Below are 14,657 nucleotides of genomic sequence, written 5' to 3' on the forward strand. Positions count from 1 at the left end.
GAATGCGGGCATGCGGCCGCTCGCCCTCGGCTTCCTCGGCGGCGCGGTGAATTCGGCGATCGGCACGGCGCATCGCGCGGCGGCGCAGATGGACGGGCATTGGCAGGTGGTGGCCGGCTGCTTCAGCCGTCGGCCGGAGGTGAACGCCGCCACCGGCCGCGAATTCGGCGTGGCGCCGGAGCGCGTGCACCCCGATTGGCGCGCCCTGCTGGCCGCCGAGGCCGGCCGGTTGGACGCCATCGCCGTGCTGACGCCGACGCCGGATCACGCCCCCATGGTCGCCGCCTGCCTGGAGGCGGGGCTGCCGGTGATCTGCGAGAAGGTCCTGGCTGCGACGATGCAGGAGGCCGTGGCGCTGCGCGAATTGCGCGAGCGCCGCAACGGCTTCCTCGCCGTCACCTATAATTACTCCGGCTACCCGATGGTGCGCGAATTGCGCCGCCTGGTGCAGCGCGGCGCGCTGGGCCGGCTGCTGCATTTCCAGGTGGAGATGCCGCAGGAAGGCTGTATCCGCACCGAGCCCAGCGGGTTGAAGCCGCGGCCCCAGAGCTGGCAGCTACAGGATGGGGCGGTGCCGACCATCTCCCTCGACCTCGCCGTACATCTGCATCAACTCCTGCACTACGTCGCCGGCGCCGCGCCGGTGCAGGTGGCGGCGATGCAGGGCAGCCATGGCTGGTTCCCCGGCTTCATCGACGATGTGCAGGCGCTGCTGCGCTGTGCCGACGGGCTCTACGGCCATGCCTGGTTCAGCAAATCCGCCCTCGGCCACCGCAACGGGCTGCGGCTGCGGCTTTACGGCACGGAGGCCGCGGCGGAATGGGAACAGGCGGCGCCGGAGGAATTGCGCCTCTCCCACGCCGATGGGCGGCGGGAAATCCTGGACCGCGCCGCGCCCGTCGCCATCGCCGCCCAGCCCCGCTACGGCCGCTTCCGGCCCGGCCATCCGGCCGGCTTCATCGAGGCCTTCGCCAACCTCTATGCCGATATCGCCCTGGCCCTGCGGCACTGGCAGGCGACGGGCCAATTCGCCTCCGAAGAAGTCTTCGGCGCGGAGCTGGCGATCGAAGGCCTTGCCTTGCTGGAGGCCATCCAGCGCGCCGCCGGCAGCCTCACCTGGCAGGCGGTGGAGGAGGCGCCGTCGCATGTCCTCGCCTGACGCACGCGGCACGCTGGTCCGTCCCTACATCCCGAAGCGCATCCAGGCCAAGGCAAAGCTACCGCCGGGCGCCGATCCGGCGAACTTCGACGATATCGCATCCGGCCATGCCGACTCCCTCGGCATCGTCAAATTCATCCTCGACATCGAAAGCGAATTCGAGATGGAGAGCAGCGATCGCGAGCTGAATTCATGCGCCTTCCGCGCCGTGGAGGGGGTGATCGCCCTGGTCGAAGGCAAGCTCGGCTGATGCACGGCGTGCCCCGCTTCTCCATCATCATCCCCGCCTTCAACGCCGCGGCGACGCTCGGCGACTGCCTGGACAGCGCCATGGCGCAGCAGGGCAGCTTCGAGGTGCTGGTGGTGGACGATGCCTCGCTGGATTCCACCGCGCGGCTGGCGGCGGCGCGCGGCGCAAGGCTGCTGCGCCGGGCGGTGAATGGCGGGCCGGGCCTCGCCCGCAACCTCGGCATCGCCGCGGCGCAGGGGGAGTGGCTGGTCTTCCTCGATGCCGATGACGTGCTGGCACCCGATGCTCTGGCGCGCCTTGGCGAATTCCTCGACCGGCCGGAGCAGGCCGGATGCGACGCGGTGGGGTTCGACTGGCATGAGCTGGGACGGCCGCCGGCAAGCGGCGCCGGCCGCGCCGCTGCCGCCCTCGCCGGCGGCAAGCCCGCCTTGCTGCGCCGCTACCTGTCCCTGCAGACCGATGGCGCGGTGATCCACACCGCCGCCCGTCGCAGCCTTTTCGCCGAGCACGGGCTCAGCTTTGCCGGCGGGTTGCATGAGGATGTGGATCTGCTCTTCCGCCTCTACTGGCATGCCCGCCGGGTGGGCTGCCTGGATGGCGTGCTCTACGGCAAGAGGCGGCAGCCGGGCTCCATCGTGGAAAGCGTCTCGCCACGCCATGTCGAAGGCTTCCTGCGCGCCTGGGCCGCTATCGGCCGCTTCCTGCAGGACCAGGAGCCGATGGCAGGGGATTGGCGCCCCGCCTATCGCCGCGGCCTGGTGGCGCTGCTGGCGACCCGGGTGCGGGAGATCGACCGGCTGGCCCGCCCGGGCGAGGCCGGTCCGCTCTACACCCAGCTTGCCGCCGGCTGGCGCCGACTGCTGCCGCTGGCGGAAGGGCTGGACCTTTCGGCAGAGGGCACGCGGCATTTCCGCATCGCCCGGGAATTCCTCGGCATCATGGCGGCGACGCCGGAGGTGGAGCTGGCCGCCACGGTGCGCGCCATGCTGCGGGAGATGCTGGCGCGCAGCCTGAGCTGCCACGATCTGCACCATGCCGCCTTCCTCGGCCCGGATCGGCTCCGCACCTGCTGCAAGCGCTTCTTCGTCGATGGCGAGCGGCGCGGCGATGTGGTGCTGTTCGAGGTGGCGCCGGGCGAGGCGGTGACCACCGCCCGCATCGCCGCCGCCAAGCAGGCGCTGCACGCCGCCATCAACCGCGGCGAGGAGACGCCCTGCACCGGCTGCCCCTTCCTGGAATTCCGCGACTGGGGCGAGATCGCGCCGCTCCGCCTGCGCACCCTCTCGCTGGAACACCATTCGGTCCGCGACCTGCAACGCGGCTATTGCAGCGAGACCTATTACCGCGGCAAGGGCGCCGCCTATGACGTACCCGGGCTGGTCCACGCCATGCTGGCGGACGGTGCCCTGGCGCGCGACGCCACCATGGTCTGGGGCGGCGGGGAGCCGGTGGTGGACCCCGCCTTCGTCGAGCTGGCGCCGCGCCTGGCGGAGCGCCTGCCGGCTGCCACCCAGCGCGTACTGAGCAACGCGGTGACGCATTCGCCCGCGCTGGAAGAATTGCTGGCCGCGGGACGGGTGACGCTCACCACCAGCCTCGATGCCGGCACGCCGGAGGTCTTCGCCCGGCCCCGCGGCCGCGACCGGCTGCCGCGCGTCATCGCCCATCTGCGCCGCTACGCCGCGCAGCGGCCGGAGGCGGTGACGCTGAAATACATCTTCACCGAGGGCAATGCGACGCTCGCCGAGGTGCGCGCCTTCACTGCTCTGCTGGCGGCGGAGGGGCTGCTGCAGTGCAATGTCCAGCTCAGCCAGGATTTCCACGACGAGGCGGTGGCGGAGGCCGCGCTGCTGCCGATCGCCGCGCTGCACGCGCTGCTGCTGCAGGCGGGCGCAAGGGTGGTGTTCCTGGACGATCTGCTGCGCCAGCGGCTGATCGGGTTGGAGGAGGCGGCGCTGGACCGGCTGCGCGTCGCTTTGGCGGCGGAAGGCCTGACAGAGGCGATCATCCCGCCGGACCATCCGGAGCTGGTGATCTGGGGCGCCGGCTGGCAGGCGCGACACCTGCTGGAGAGGGCGAGCTTCTTCCGTCATCGCCGCCCCGCCTTCCTGGTGGATTCCACGCCGGCGAAGATCAATAGGGATTTCCTCGGCCTGCCGGTGCGGCCGCCGCGCCTGCTGCTGGAAACCCAGCACCCGGTGGTGATCGCCGCGGTGCAGGGCTACCCGGCGATCCATGCGGAATTCCTGCGGCTTGGCCTGCCGCCCAGCCGGCTCGTCACCCGGCTGCTGCTCTAGTGTCCTGCCCGCTGCGTCCGGTGGATTTCCAGCGAACGCAGCGGACAAGCGGGCCACTGAAAACAAGAGCTGGTGGCCTGAGAACGAAGTCCACAGGACTTCGGAATCGGGACACTAGCCTGCTACCGCCGAACGCAACGCCCACCCGCCCAGCGCCACGAGAAAATCCCACCCCCGGCTTGGCGAAGCGCCCGTCATCCGGCGGCGCGGCGACGACGCGGATCTGGTTGAGGCCGACTTCCAGCTCCTCCACGATCAGCATGGACATGGCGGTATAGGCGGCCTGGCCCATCTCCACCTGGGACATGGTGAGGATGATCTCGCCGGTCGGTTCCACCCGGGACCACGGCATTGGACTGGAAGGCGGCGGGCGGGGCGGCGAGAGCCGGCTGGGCGAGGTTTGCCGACAGGGCGCGGCGGGCCCCGGTGGGCAGGCTGAAGGCGAGCAGCAGGGCGCCGGCGGCGCCGAGACCGGCCGTGAGGAAGGCGCGGCGGGAGGCGGGGAGGCTGGCGGACATCTCAGCCCTCCTCCGGCGTGAGCTGCGCGGCCGCCTGCCTGATGCCTTCGCGGATGCGGACATAGGCGCCGCAGCGGCAGGCATTGCCGGACATGGCGGCGTCGATATCGGCATCCGAGAGGTGGGGTTCTCCGCCAGCAGGGCTGGCGGCCATGATCTGGCCGGACTGGCAATAGCCGCATCGCAGCACGTCCAGCGCCAGCCAGGCGGCCTGCAGGGCGCGGCCGGTGGGGGTGCGGTCGATCGTCTCGATGGTGCGGATCTCCGACGTACCGAGGCTTTCGACGGGGGTGACGCAGGCACGGGTGGCGACGCCATCCAGATGCACGGTGCAGGCGCCGCAAAGGGCCTGGCCGCAGTCGAATTTCGTGCCGGAGAGGCCGATGATGTCGCGCAACGCTCAGAGCAGCGGGGGTATCGCCATCGACATCCACGCTGTGCACCTGGCCATTGCCCCTGATCCTGTAGGCCATTGGGGGCCCTCCTTCGCTGTGCTCGGTGGGCGGAGGATGGCGGTTTGCGCTGGCCGGGGCTTGTCGTGGGTTGTGGCGACTGTCGCGGAATTGCGGTGAAGGGGGGCGGGGGGGCATGGCTGCCCCGCGGGAAAGTGGGGGAGGGGGTGTTGTGTTATGACAGGACTTTGCTAGAAGCCTCCGGGCGGAGCGCGGGCGTAGCTCAGGGGTAGAGCACAACCTTGCCAAGGTTGGGGTCGAGGGTTCGAATCCCTTCGCCCGCTCCAGTCGGTCTTCCGAACCACATTCTCCGTTGTGACGTCCCCTGGCGGAATCGCGGCCTTCCGCCACGTTTTCCGCGCGCACCTTGGGACTTCGAGTGGGGTAGCGAGCCGCCGCGCACGTCTCTCTCCGGGCTTTGCTCTCCGGACCTTGGGACTTGCCCGATCCAGTCTACAAGCCTCAACCCGTTGTTATGCCTCATCTTTGTGGCGTCGCAGGGCTTGGATACTCAGCAACCGCTTCGCCCAGGCGAACGCCTCGGACGTCTGAATCCGGCGCGTCGCAGGCCCAGGCCCCTCGAATCTCCCGACCCTGTGTTACCCTTCCAGTATGGATGGCCAGGAGCGCGGGCGCCGCGACGCAGCCCCAGAGGCACGGGCGCGACAGATCATTGATGCCGGCCTCGCGGCCGCGGGCTGGATCGTCCAGGACCGCGCCGAGGTGAACCTGCACGCCGGCCCGGGCGTCGCTGTGCGCGAGACCCCGACCGCCACAGGCCCCGCCGATTACCTGCTCTTCCTCGATGGCCGCGCCTGCGGCGTGCTGGAGGCGAAGCCCGAAGGCACGACCCTGTCGGGCGTCGTGCGCCAGGGTGACGACTACACGCGCGCTGCGCCGGCCAGGTATCCCGCCTGGGCCGACCCGCTGCCCTTCGTCTACGTGTCGACTGGCGCCGAGACCCTGTTCCAGGACGCCCGCGACCCGCTCGCCCGCCCCCGCCGCGTCTTCGCCCTCCACCGGCCCGAGACGCTGCGCACCATGCTCGCGGCCGGCAGCAGCCTTCGCGCCCGCCTCGCAACCCTGCCGCCGCTCGATCCGACCCGCCTTCGCCCCTGCCAAGCCGAGGCCATCGCGGGCGTGGAAGCCTCGCTGGCCCAAGGCAGGCCGCGCGCCCTCGTCTCCATGGCGACCGGCGCCGGAAAGACCTACACGGCCTGCGCGCTCACCCACCGCCTGCTCTCACCGCCCGTCCGCATGGGCCGGGTGCTGTTCCTCGTGGACCGCGCCAACCTCGGCACCCAGGCGAAGCGCGAGTTCGACGCCTTCGCCCCCGGCGGCGCCGGCCTCCTCTTCCGCGAGGAGTTCACCGTCCAGCACCTGCAGGGCAGCACCATCGACCCCTCGGCCAGCGTGGTCATCTCCACCGTGCAGCGCCTGTATTCGGTCCTGCGCGGCCAGCCCTTCGACGACGAGGACGACGAGCGCGGCGGCTTCGAGCGCGCCGCAGACGATGCCGAGCGCCCCGTCACCTACAACCCCGCCATCCCGCCCGAGACCTTCGACCTCATCCTCGTCGACGAGTGCCACCGCTCCATCTACGGCAACTGGCGCCAGGTGCTGGAATACTTCGACGCCTTCCTCGTCGGCCTCACCGCCACCCCCGGCCGCCACACCCTCGGCTTCTTCCAGCAGAACCTGGTCAGCCAGTATCCCTTCGAGCGCTCCGTCGCCGACGGCGTGAACGTGGACTTCGAGGTCTGGCGCGTCCGCACCGAGGTCGGCGAGCGCGGCGGCACCATCCCCGCCGGCTTCACCGTCCCCCATCGCGACAAGGAGACGCGCCGCCGCCGCCTCGCCGCGCTGGACGAGGACCTGCCCTACACCCCCGGCCAGCTGAACCGCGCCGTGGAGGTGCCGAACCAGATCCGCACCGTGCTGCAGGCCTATCGCGACGCCCTACCGACCCAGCTCTTCCCCGGCCGCCAGGAAGTCCCGAAGACCCTGATCTTCTGCCAGTCCGACAGCCATGCCGAGACGGTGACCGAGATCGCCCGCGAGGTCTTCGGCGGCGACGCCCGCTTCGCCCAGAAGATCACCTACCGCGCCACCGGCCGCAGCGGGCAGGAGCTGATCCAGGATTTTCGCACCGACCACCTGTTCCGCATCGCCACCACGGTGGACATGGTCGCCACCGGCACGGACATCAAACCGCTGGAGGTCGTGATCTTCCTGCGCGACGTCCGCAGCGCCCAGTATTTCGAGCAGATGCGCGGCCGCGGCGCCCGCACCATCCTGCCCACCGACCTGCAGCGCGCCACGCCCTCCGCCGAGCGGAAGGACCGCTTCATCATCGTGGACGCGGTCGGCGTGACGGAGAGCGTGAAGACCCCGACCGAGCCGCTGGAGCGCGACCGCACCCTCAGCCTGGAAGCCCTGCTGGAGCGCGTTGCCTTCGGCCACACCGACGAGGACACCTGCGCCACCCTCGCCGGACGCCTGGCCCGCCTGGAACGCCGCCTGCCCGACCCGGCCCGCGCGGAGCTTCGCCAGGCTGCCGGCGGTGCCACGCTGACCGACATCGCCCGCGGCCTGGTGGACGCCGCCGACCCCGTCCGCATCGAGGCCCGCGCGCGGGAGGCCGGCGCCGCGACGCCCGACGACGAAGCCGCCTGGGACGCCGCCGCCGAGGCCCTGCGCGCCGAGGCCTGCCGGCCGCTCGCCGCCAACCCCGCGCTGCGCCGCGCCATCCTGGAGGCGCAGCGCCAGACCGAAATCATCGTGGACGAGCTGACGGCCGACGCCGTGCTCTCCGCCGATTTCGACCTGAACCGCGCCACCGAGATCACCGAACGCTTTGGCCGCTTCCTGGCCGAGGAAGCCGACCAGCTCGCCGCGCTCGCCATCCTCTACGCCCGGCCGCATGCGCAGCGCCGCCTGACCTACGCCATGCTGCAGGAACTGCGCGCGGCCATGGCGCGGCCGCCCTGGCTGCTGGACGACAAGGCGGTGTGGGCGTGCTACCGGCGCCTGCATGCGGGGCAGACCCGCGCGCCGGCGGGGCTGCTGACCGACCTGGTGGGGCTGGTGCGCTACGCCATCGGCGCGCGCGCGGTGCTGGCCCCCTTCGCACCGGACGTGAACCGCAATTTCGAGCTGTGGCTCGGCCGCGAGAAGAAGGCCGGTCGCGATTACACCGAGGCGCAGATGGAGTGGCTGCGGCTGATGAAGGACTGGGTGGCGAGCAACGTGGAACTGACGCTGGCCGATCTGCGCGAGGCCTCGGATTTCTCCTCGCGCGGCGGCACCGCGCGGGCGCGTGCCCTGTTCGGCGCGGAGCGGCTGCCGGCGCTGGTGGATGACCTGACCGACGCGCTGGTGGCGTGAGCATGGATGGGCTGTCCGGCTTGGGGCTGCCGGCAGGCTGGGCCTCGGCAACGCTCGGCGAACTCTGCGACGTCATCGGCGGCATCACGGTGGACGCGAAGCGCGGCGGCCCCGGCCATGTCGAGGTTCCGTATCTGCGCGTGGCCAATGTCCAGCGGGGGCGCCTGGACCTGTCGAAGATGCGGACCATCCTCGTGCCGCAGGCGAAGCTCGACGCGCTGACCCTCCAGCATGGTGACGTTCTGCTGAACGAGGGCGGCGACCGTGACAAGGTCGGCCGGGGATGGGTTTGGGAAGATCAGCTTCCGCAATGCGTCTTCCAGAACCACGTCTTCCGCGCGCGCGTCCGCGACGACGTGATCTGCCCCTATTTCCTGTCGCTCTACCTCAACGAATTTGGCCGCGCCTACTTCCTGACCGGGGCCAAGCAGACGACGAACCTCGCATCGATCTCGCTCTCGGCCGTGAAGGGCGCGCCGGTGGTCGTGCCACCGCGAGCGGAACAGGCCCGCATCGTCGCCGCGGTGGACGCGCTGTTCGAGGAAGTGGAGGCCGGCGAAGCCGCGCTGGGGCGAGCGCGCGAGGGCCTGACGCAGTTCCGCGCCAGCCTCCTCCACGCCGCCTGCACCGGCGCCCTCACCGCCGACTGGCGCGCGGCAAACCCGACCAACGAGACAGCCGACGATCTGCTTACGTCAGCACTCGACCTCAGAAAGAGGCTTTGGCCCGGCCGTTACGAAGCGCCGGTCTCGATAGCAGCGGACATGCCGATGCTTCCGGTTGGCTGGCGGTGGGCGACGCTCGATCAGCTCGCGGTGCTCCCAGCGCGCAACGGCATCTCCGTGAAGGGGAATGCCGAGCCGCCCGGCGTTGCCGCGCTGAGGCTCGACGCCATGCAAGGCGACGGCCTCGACTTCACGCGTCGTCGATACATCGACATCCCCGCGAACAAGGCTGCCGACCTTGCGATCCGTGAGGGTGACTTCCTCGTCTCGCGCGCAAATGGCTCGCTGATGCTGATGGGGCGAGCCTCTGTAGCCGGCAAGCCGCCCGTGCCGACTGTCTTCCCCGACACCATGATCCGCTTTCGGCTCGCGTCTGCGCCCTTGGCGCGCTGGGCGGCAATCGCGTGGCGGAGCGCATTCGCGCGCGAGCACCTGGAACGCCGCGCCAAGACAAGCGCCGGCATCTGGAAGATATCGCAGGACGACATGCGATCCGCGCCGATCCCGCTTCCACCTTCGCACGAGATTGCGGCAATCCTCGATGCGCTGGACGCGGCGAAGCTTGAGGACGACGCGCTTCCGGCCTCCGGCTTCGCTGACGCTCTCCGCCAGTCCATCCTCCACGCCGCCTTCACGGGCCGCCTCGTCCCGCAGGACCCGGCCGACGAACCCGCCGCCGCCCTGCTCGCGCGCCTCCGTGCCGCGCCGGCCGCCGCGCGGCGGCCCCGCGCGCGCGGCACCACCACGCAGCCCGACCTGATCGAGACCCCCGCATGAGCGAGACCGAGAACGTCCTGACCGCGAAGGTCTGGAACCTCGCCCATGTCATGAACAACGCCGGCGTCGGCTCCGGCGACTATGTGGAGCAGGTCACCTACCTGCTCTTCCTCAAGCTCGACGCGGAGCGGGAGGAAGACGGGCTGCCCTCCCTGCTGCCGGAGGAATGCCGCTGGGCGCGCCTCGCCGCGCTGTCGGGCCGCGAGCTGGCGCAGCACTACGCCCGCACGCTGGAGACGCTCTCCACCCAGCCAGGCCTCGTCGGCACCATCTACACCCGCGCCCGCAACACCATCGAGGAACCGGCCCATCTGCACCGCCTGGTGCGCATGATCGGCGCGGAGAGCTGGTCGGGCTTCGGCGTGGACGTGAAGGGCGCGATCTACGAAAGCCTGCTGGAGCGCACTGCCTCCGACACCAAGTCCGGCGCCGGCCAGTATTTCACGCCGCGCCCCGTCATCCAGGCCTGCGTCGAGGTGGTGGACCCCAGGCCCGGCCAGACCATCTGCGACCCCGCCTGCGGCACCGCCGGCTTCCTCCTCGCGGCCTTCGAGCACATGCGCCAGAAGCCCGAGGCACGCGACCGCGAGACCGGCCGGAAGATGCGGGAGGAAGGCTTCACCGGCTTCGACATCGTCGCCGGCGTCGCGCGGCTCGCGGCGATGAACCTCTACCTGCACGGCCTCGGCCGCGCCGACGTCACGCCGATCCACCGCGCCGACGCGCTGCTGGCCGATCCGGGCCGGCGCTGGGACGTGATCCTGACCAACCCGCCCTTCGGCCGCCGCCAGTCCATCCAGGTCTTCACCGGCGACGGCGAGACCGGCAACCGCCGCTTCTGGCCGCTGCGCTGCGGCGACATCGACCTCGAGCGCCTACGGCGCGATCGAGACCAGCTCTGGGCCGAGGCCGTCGCGCGCTACCGCGCCGGGGCGCCCTGGTGGATCACCGCCACCGCGCTGTAGGAGCCGCGACATGGCCGCCCGCATCGACGACCTGATGGTCCTCGGCCAGAACATCTCCAAGACCGACCTCGCCAAGTACCTGCGCGACCGCGAGGCGGTGCTGCCGCGTGACTTCGGCGGTCTCGGCGACGGCGCCGCCAACGACCGCGCCGCTATCCAGGCCTGCTTCGACCGCGCCGCGGCGGATGGGAAGTTTTCTGTCATCCCGCCGGGCACCTGGAACGTCGACGCTGGCGTGACACTCGGCGGCGGCGCGCGCGGGCTGATCATGCAGGGCGTGATCCAGTACACCGGCGCCGCCAACGCCCCGGCCACCGTGCTGACGCTCGGCGACGGCGGCACGGTCCGCAATGGCGAGAAGCTCTACCTCAACCTGCAGGTCACGCGGCAGATCCAGTCGGATTGGGTGAGCGAGGCCGACATCGGCATCGTCGCCCGCAACCTCGACTCCTCGCTGCTCGACCTCCGCCTGGTCTCGGGCTTCACGATCGGGCTACGCACGCTGGGCGACGGGCGCGGCTTCGAGGACACCACGCTGATCCTCGGGCGCATCCTGAACAACCGCTACGGCCTCGACGTGCACTGCGCCACCGCCACGGCCTGGAACACCTCGATCCGCTACTATGGCGGCCACTTCGCCTGCGCGACGGGGATCAACCCGACCCTCGACCGGTTCGGGGTGCGCTTCTCGCGGCAGGCCGGGGCCTACAACAACCACAACCGGCACATCTTTGACGGGCCGAATTTCGAGCTGCGCCAACTCGACCCGAATGTCGCCATTCCCTTCCTGAACGAGACGAGCGGCACCGCGATCATCGCGCGGGGCATGCGCATGGAGGCCTGCTCGCCCATCGCGGCGCGGCACACCGGGGCGGCGACCGACTGCGAGTACGAGGTCGCCTGGGCGCAGACCTACGCCATCGGTATCGACTACACCGCGACGGCGACCCGGGCGGGCAACGCGGTCTACAACCGCCACCGCGCGCCGGCGTCGCGGCTGACGCGGCTGCTCGCCAACATCCCGAACCTGCGCGCCGCGGCCTTCCGCCACAGCAACACCGAGATCGGCGTGGAGGGGGCGTGCATCATCGCGACCTCGACCACCACCGAGACCACCATGGCGGCGCTGTCCTGGAACGGGCTGGACGGCATCGCGGCCACCGGGCGGGGGCTGCTGCTGAACGCCAACCGTGGCGTCGCCTTCGTGGTGCAGACCACGCACGCGAAGGAGTTCGCGCTGGCGCACTGGCTCGTCGGCGGTGCCGATGGCGGCCGGCTCTGCGTCCGCTGCTTTGACGGCGCCGGCACCGTGCGAGAGAACCAGCCGCAGGACGTGCTGGCGTCTGGATCCACCGTGCAGTGGGACACCGCGTCGAAGAGCTGGCAGGCCGGGGCGGTGATGCAGGACAGTTCGCTCAACCGGCGGCAGACGGTGCGGCTCGGGGCGGGTGTCGCCTTCGCGCAGATCGGGATGATCGGTTTCGACGGGCAGATCGAGCTCGAGGCGCTGCGGCTCTACGGCCTGCCGGAGGACGCGCCAGCGATCCTCTACGGCTGCCCCTCGCTGCCGGCGGGGACGCGGACGCTGGCGCTGGAGGCGAGCTGGGACCTGCCGAGCCTCGGGCCCGGCGCTACGGCGAACGTCGACATCACGGTGCCTGGGGCGCGGCGGGGTGACTTCGCCAATGCCTCGCTCGACACCAGCAGCATCGCCTTCGTGCTCGACTGCCATGTGTGGTCGAACAACAGCGTGCGCGTGACGGCGCGGAACGTCAGCGCCTCGACGGTGGACCTCGCCGCGACGCCGCTGGCGGTACAGGTGGTGAAGCGGCGCATTCCTTGAGCTTGAGAGAGCGCCGTAGCGGATAGGGGTGCGGCGACGTTGCCGCCCCCCCCGCTCTCACGCCCAGATCCCTTGGCCGGCCATATGGCGGCCGGCCTGGTGGGCTCCGCCCAACGCAACCGCGAGCGCACCAACCAATCCGGCAAGTTCAGCGCGGCGGCAACCGGTGATGCCGACCAGCCAGCACGGATCGCAGCCACGGTCTTCCGCTCGAACGCTTCAGGAGAGCTCAGGCGCCGGTTCACATCGTTCGCCATGATCACCTCCGGGCCCTTCACCCTATCAGAGGTGTCCGCTCAGTCGGGACGGGCCCAGGCAAGGATTCCGGCGCGCGTCTGGTTGCTCATCTGTCCTGCGAAGACCATCATGACGACCGGGCGGCCCAGGCCATCGCAGACGGCGTGGAGTCTGGAGTTCAGCCCGCCCTTGGTGCGGCCGTTGCACCGATCAGGCGCGCCCTTTGAGGAGGTTGGCGGCGGTGATGACGCACGGCGGCGTGACCATGGTGAGTGAAGCGAGCCGGTGCGCCCGCGCCTGGCGAACAATGGCGTGCCGCGGCCAAGATTGTCTCTTTCGCGGGCGCACGGATGGGGGCATGCTGGCAGTGCTGAGGCGTCTTGGAACTGGAAATTCAGATCCAGGCGCACCCATCCGGAGCGGCTCCCTTTGCACGATGGTCGTTTCATGTTCCGGACCTTGATCCTGACGGGTGCGGTGCTGCTCATGATGGCGGCCTGGCAGAGCATACCGCTGATCCAAGCGGAACTCCTCGCCGGGCGGGCGGAGCCGCGCGCCGTCACGCCAAGGGGCGATCTCGCCGAGGATGAGCGCTCGACCATCGCGCTGTTCGAGCAGGCCCGCGGTTCGGTCGTCTTCATCGCCACCACCGAGCGGCTGGTGAACCCCTGGACGCGCAACGCGCTGCAGGTGCCGCGGGGCACCGGCTCGGGCTTCGTCTGGGACCATCTCGGGCATATCGTGACCAACGACCACGTCGTGGCCGGCGGTTCAGCGGCCGTGGTCCGCCTCGCCGACGGGCGCGCCTACGACGCCGTCCTGGTCGGCGCCAGCCCGGCGCATGACCTCGCCGTACTGCGGATCGGGGTCGGCACCGGCCGGCCGGAGCCGCTGCCCGTCGGCACTAGCCATGACCTGCGTGTCGGGCAGAAGGTCTTCGCCATCGGCAATCCCTTCGGCCTCGACTGGACGCTCACCACCGGCATCATCTCTGCGCTCAACCGCGAACTGCCAACCGAGACGGGTGCGGTGATCGAGCGCCTGATCCAGACCGATGCGGCGATCAATCCTGGTAATTCCGGCGGCCCGCTGCTCGACTCCGCGGGCCGGCTGATCGGCGTGAACACGGCGATCTACAGCCCCTCCGGCGCCTCGGCCGGGATCGGCTTCGCGGTGCCAGTGGATACGGTCAACCGCGTCGTGCCGCGGCTGATCGCGCAGGGGCGCTACATCCGCCCCTCGCTCGGCATCCGCGCGGAAGAGCAGCTGAACGCGGCGCTCGTGGCGAGGCTCGGCACGGAGGGGGTCTTCGTGCTCGACGTGGAGCCGGGATCGGCGGCGGAACGGGCCGGTATCCGGCCGGCGCGGCTGTCGCGTGAGGCCGGCTTCCGCACCGGCGACGTGATCCTCGCGATCGACGGGCGCCCGCTGCGCCGCGTGCCGGAACTGCTGGCCGAACTCGATCGCCGCGCGCCGGGCGATGTCGTCACGCTCACGCTGCTCCGCGACGGCGCGCGCCTCGAGGTCAACGCCACGCTGGATGCCGGCCGATGACGGAGTCCTCGCCCCCCCTGCGCGGCCTCGCCCTGTGGCGGACGCTCAGCCTCTACGAACGTTTCGAGCAGGTGGTCGTCTTCGTCCTGACGCTGCTGATCGCGCTGATCGTCGTCGCCGCCCTGTGGAGCCTGCTGAAGCTCGTCGTGACCTCGCTCGTGCTGGTGGACATCTTCGACCCCACGGATCCGGCCGTGTTCCAGGCCGTGTTCGGGGCGATCTTCCTGGTCGTCATCGCGCTCGAGTTCAAGCGTTCGCTGCTGGTGGTGGTCGAGCGGCGCTTCGGCGTCGTGCAGGTGCGGGCGGTGGTGATGATCGCCATGCTCGCGGTGGCGCGGAAGTTCATCATCCTCGACCTCGGGCAGATCGAGGCGACGAAGCTGCTCGCCCTCGGCGCGGCGATGCTGGCGCTCGGCATCGTCTACTGGCTCGTGCGCGACCAGGACCGGCGCGAAGCCGAGGCCGCCGAGGAGCGGGCTTCGTGACCGCGCAG

At 70.7% G+C, this 14,657-nt stretch carries 10 protein-coding genes, 1 tRNA gene and 1 pseudogene; 10 read left to right on the top strand and 2 right to left on the bottom strand.

The features are described 5' to 3' along the window. Positions 1–10: 10 nt before the first annotated feature. Genes E5N76_RS22785 through E5N76_RS22795 form a run of 3 tightly spaced genes read left to right on the top strand, consistent with a single transcriptional unit; the run spans position 11 to position 3,706 of the window. Positions 11–1,159 (top strand): Gfo/Idh/MocA family protein, encoded by a 1,149-nt coding sequence (locus E5N76_RS22785; RefSeq protein WP_207792080.1) that lies wholly within the window; start codon positions 11–13, stop codon positions 1,157–1,159. Further along, the gene (locus E5N76_RS22790) at positions 1,146–1,409 is read left to right on the top strand and encodes an acyl carrier protein (protein ID WP_149539638.1); all 264 of its coding nucleotides are present in this window, start codon (positions 1,146–1,148) and stop codon (positions 1,407–1,409) included. The genes E5N76_RS22785 and E5N76_RS22790 overlap by 14 nt, the downstream gene beginning before the upstream one ends. Further along, entirely contained in the window at positions 1,409–3,706 is a 2,298-nt protein-coding gene (locus E5N76_RS22795; RefSeq protein ID WP_187830335.1) for a glycosyltransferase, read from the top strand. The genes E5N76_RS22790 and E5N76_RS22795 overlap by 1 nt, the downstream gene beginning before the upstream one ends. Here E5N76_RS22795 and E5N76_RS22800 read toward each other — a convergent pair. Beyond that, positions 3,687–4,013 (bottom strand): hypothetical protein, encoded by a 327-nt coding sequence (locus E5N76_RS22800; protein WP_235907829.1) that lies wholly within the window; start codon positions 4,011–4,013, stop codon positions 3,687–3,689. The genes E5N76_RS22795 and E5N76_RS22800 overlap by 20 nt on opposite strands. 212 nt (positions 4,014–4,225) lie before the next feature. Further along, a pseudogene (locus tag E5N76_RS22805) lies at positions 4,226–4,697 on the bottom strand ((2Fe-2S)-binding protein). 191 nt (positions 4,698–4,888) lie between these two features. On the opposite strand from E5N76_RS22805, the gene E5N76_RS22810 reads away from it, so the two are divergent. From E5N76_RS22810 to E5N76_RS22840, 7 genes are all read left to right on the top strand, one after another. After that, positions 4,889–4,963 (top strand) — tRNA-Gly (locus E5N76_RS22810). Between the two features lie 325 nt (positions 4,964–5,288). Then, entirely contained in the window at positions 5,289–8,063 is a 2,775-nt protein-coding gene (locus E5N76_RS22815) for a type I restriction endonuclease subunit R (protein ID WP_149539641.1), read from the top strand. A gap of 2 nt (positions 8,064–8,065) precedes the next feature. Continuing rightward, complete coding sequence (locus E5N76_RS22820; RefSeq protein ID WP_149539642.1) at positions 8,066–9,565, top strand: restriction endonuclease subunit S; 1,500 nt, start codon at positions 8,066–8,068, stop codon at positions 9,563–9,565. Further along, positions 9,562–10,530, top strand: coding sequence for a type I restriction-modification system subunit M (locus E5N76_RS22825; RefSeq protein ID WP_149539643.1), 969 nt, complete (start codon positions 9,562–9,564; stop codon positions 10,528–10,530). The genes E5N76_RS22820 and E5N76_RS22825 overlap by 4 nt, the downstream gene beginning before the upstream one ends. Positions 10,531–10,540: 10 nt before the next feature. Further along, on the top strand, positions 10,541–12,373 hold the full coding sequence (locus E5N76_RS22830) for a hypothetical protein (protein WP_149539644.1): 1,833 nt from the start codon (positions 10,541–10,543) through the stop codon (positions 12,371–12,373). Between the two features lie 684 nt (positions 12,374–13,057). Then, the gene (locus E5N76_RS22835; protein ID WP_149539645.1) at positions 13,058–14,164 is read left to right on the top strand and encodes a S1C family serine protease; all 1,107 of its coding nucleotides are present in this window, start codon (positions 13,058–13,060) and stop codon (positions 14,162–14,164) included. Next, positions 14,161–14,649, top strand: a complete 489-nt coding sequence (locus E5N76_RS22840; RefSeq protein WP_149539646.1) for a phosphate-starvation-inducible PsiE family protein — start codon at positions 14,161–14,163, stop codon at positions 14,647–14,649. The genes E5N76_RS22835 and E5N76_RS22840 overlap by 4 nt, the downstream gene beginning before the upstream one ends. Positions 14,650–14,657 lie beyond the last annotated feature (8 nt).

It is taken from the genome of Siccirubricoccus phaeus, from assembly GCF_008360935.1.
GTDB lineage: Bacteria > Pseudomonadota > Alphaproteobacteria > Acetobacterales > Acetobacteraceae > Siccirubricoccus > Siccirubricoccus phaeus.

Bases quoted from the DNA above. Each gene is read 5' to 3' on its own strand.
- E5N76_RS22835 (WP_149539645.1), top strand. From the start codon at position 13,058: ATGTTCCGGACCTTGATCCTGACGGGTGCGGTGCTGCTCATGATGGCG.
- E5N76_RS22815 (WP_149539641.1), top strand. From the start codon at position 5,289: ATGGATGGCCAGGAGCGCGGGCGCCGCGACGCAGCCCCAGAGGCACGG.
- E5N76_RS22790 (WP_149539638.1), top strand. From the start codon at position 1,146: ATGTCCTCGCCTGACGCACGCGGCACGCTGGTCCGTCCCTACATCCCG.
- E5N76_RS22840 (WP_149539646.1), top strand. From the start codon at position 14,161: ATGACGGAGTCCTCGCCCCCCCTGCGCGGCCTCGCCCTGTGGCGGACG.
- E5N76_RS22800 (WP_235907829.1), bottom strand. From the start codon at position 4,013: ATGTCCCAGGTGGAGATGGGCCAGGCCGCCTATACCGCCATGTCCATG.
- E5N76_RS22830 (WP_149539644.1), top strand. From the start codon at position 10,541: ATGGCCGCCCGCATCGACGACCTGATGGTCCTCGGCCAGAACATCTCC.
- E5N76_RS22785 (WP_207792080.1), top strand. From the start codon at position 11: ATGCGGCCGCTCGCCCTCGGCTTCCTCGGCGGCGCGGTGAATTCGGCG.
- E5N76_RS22825 (WP_149539643.1), top strand. From the start codon at position 9,562: ATGAGCGAGACCGAGAACGTCCTGACCGCGAAGGTCTGGAACCTCGCC.
- E5N76_RS22795 (WP_187830335.1), top strand. From the start codon at position 1,409: ATGCACGGCGTGCCCCGCTTCTCCATCATCATCCCCGCCTTCAACGCC.
- E5N76_RS22820 (WP_149539642.1), top strand. From the start codon at position 8,066: ATGGATGGGCTGTCCGGCTTGGGGCTGCCGGCAGGCTGGGCCTCGGCA.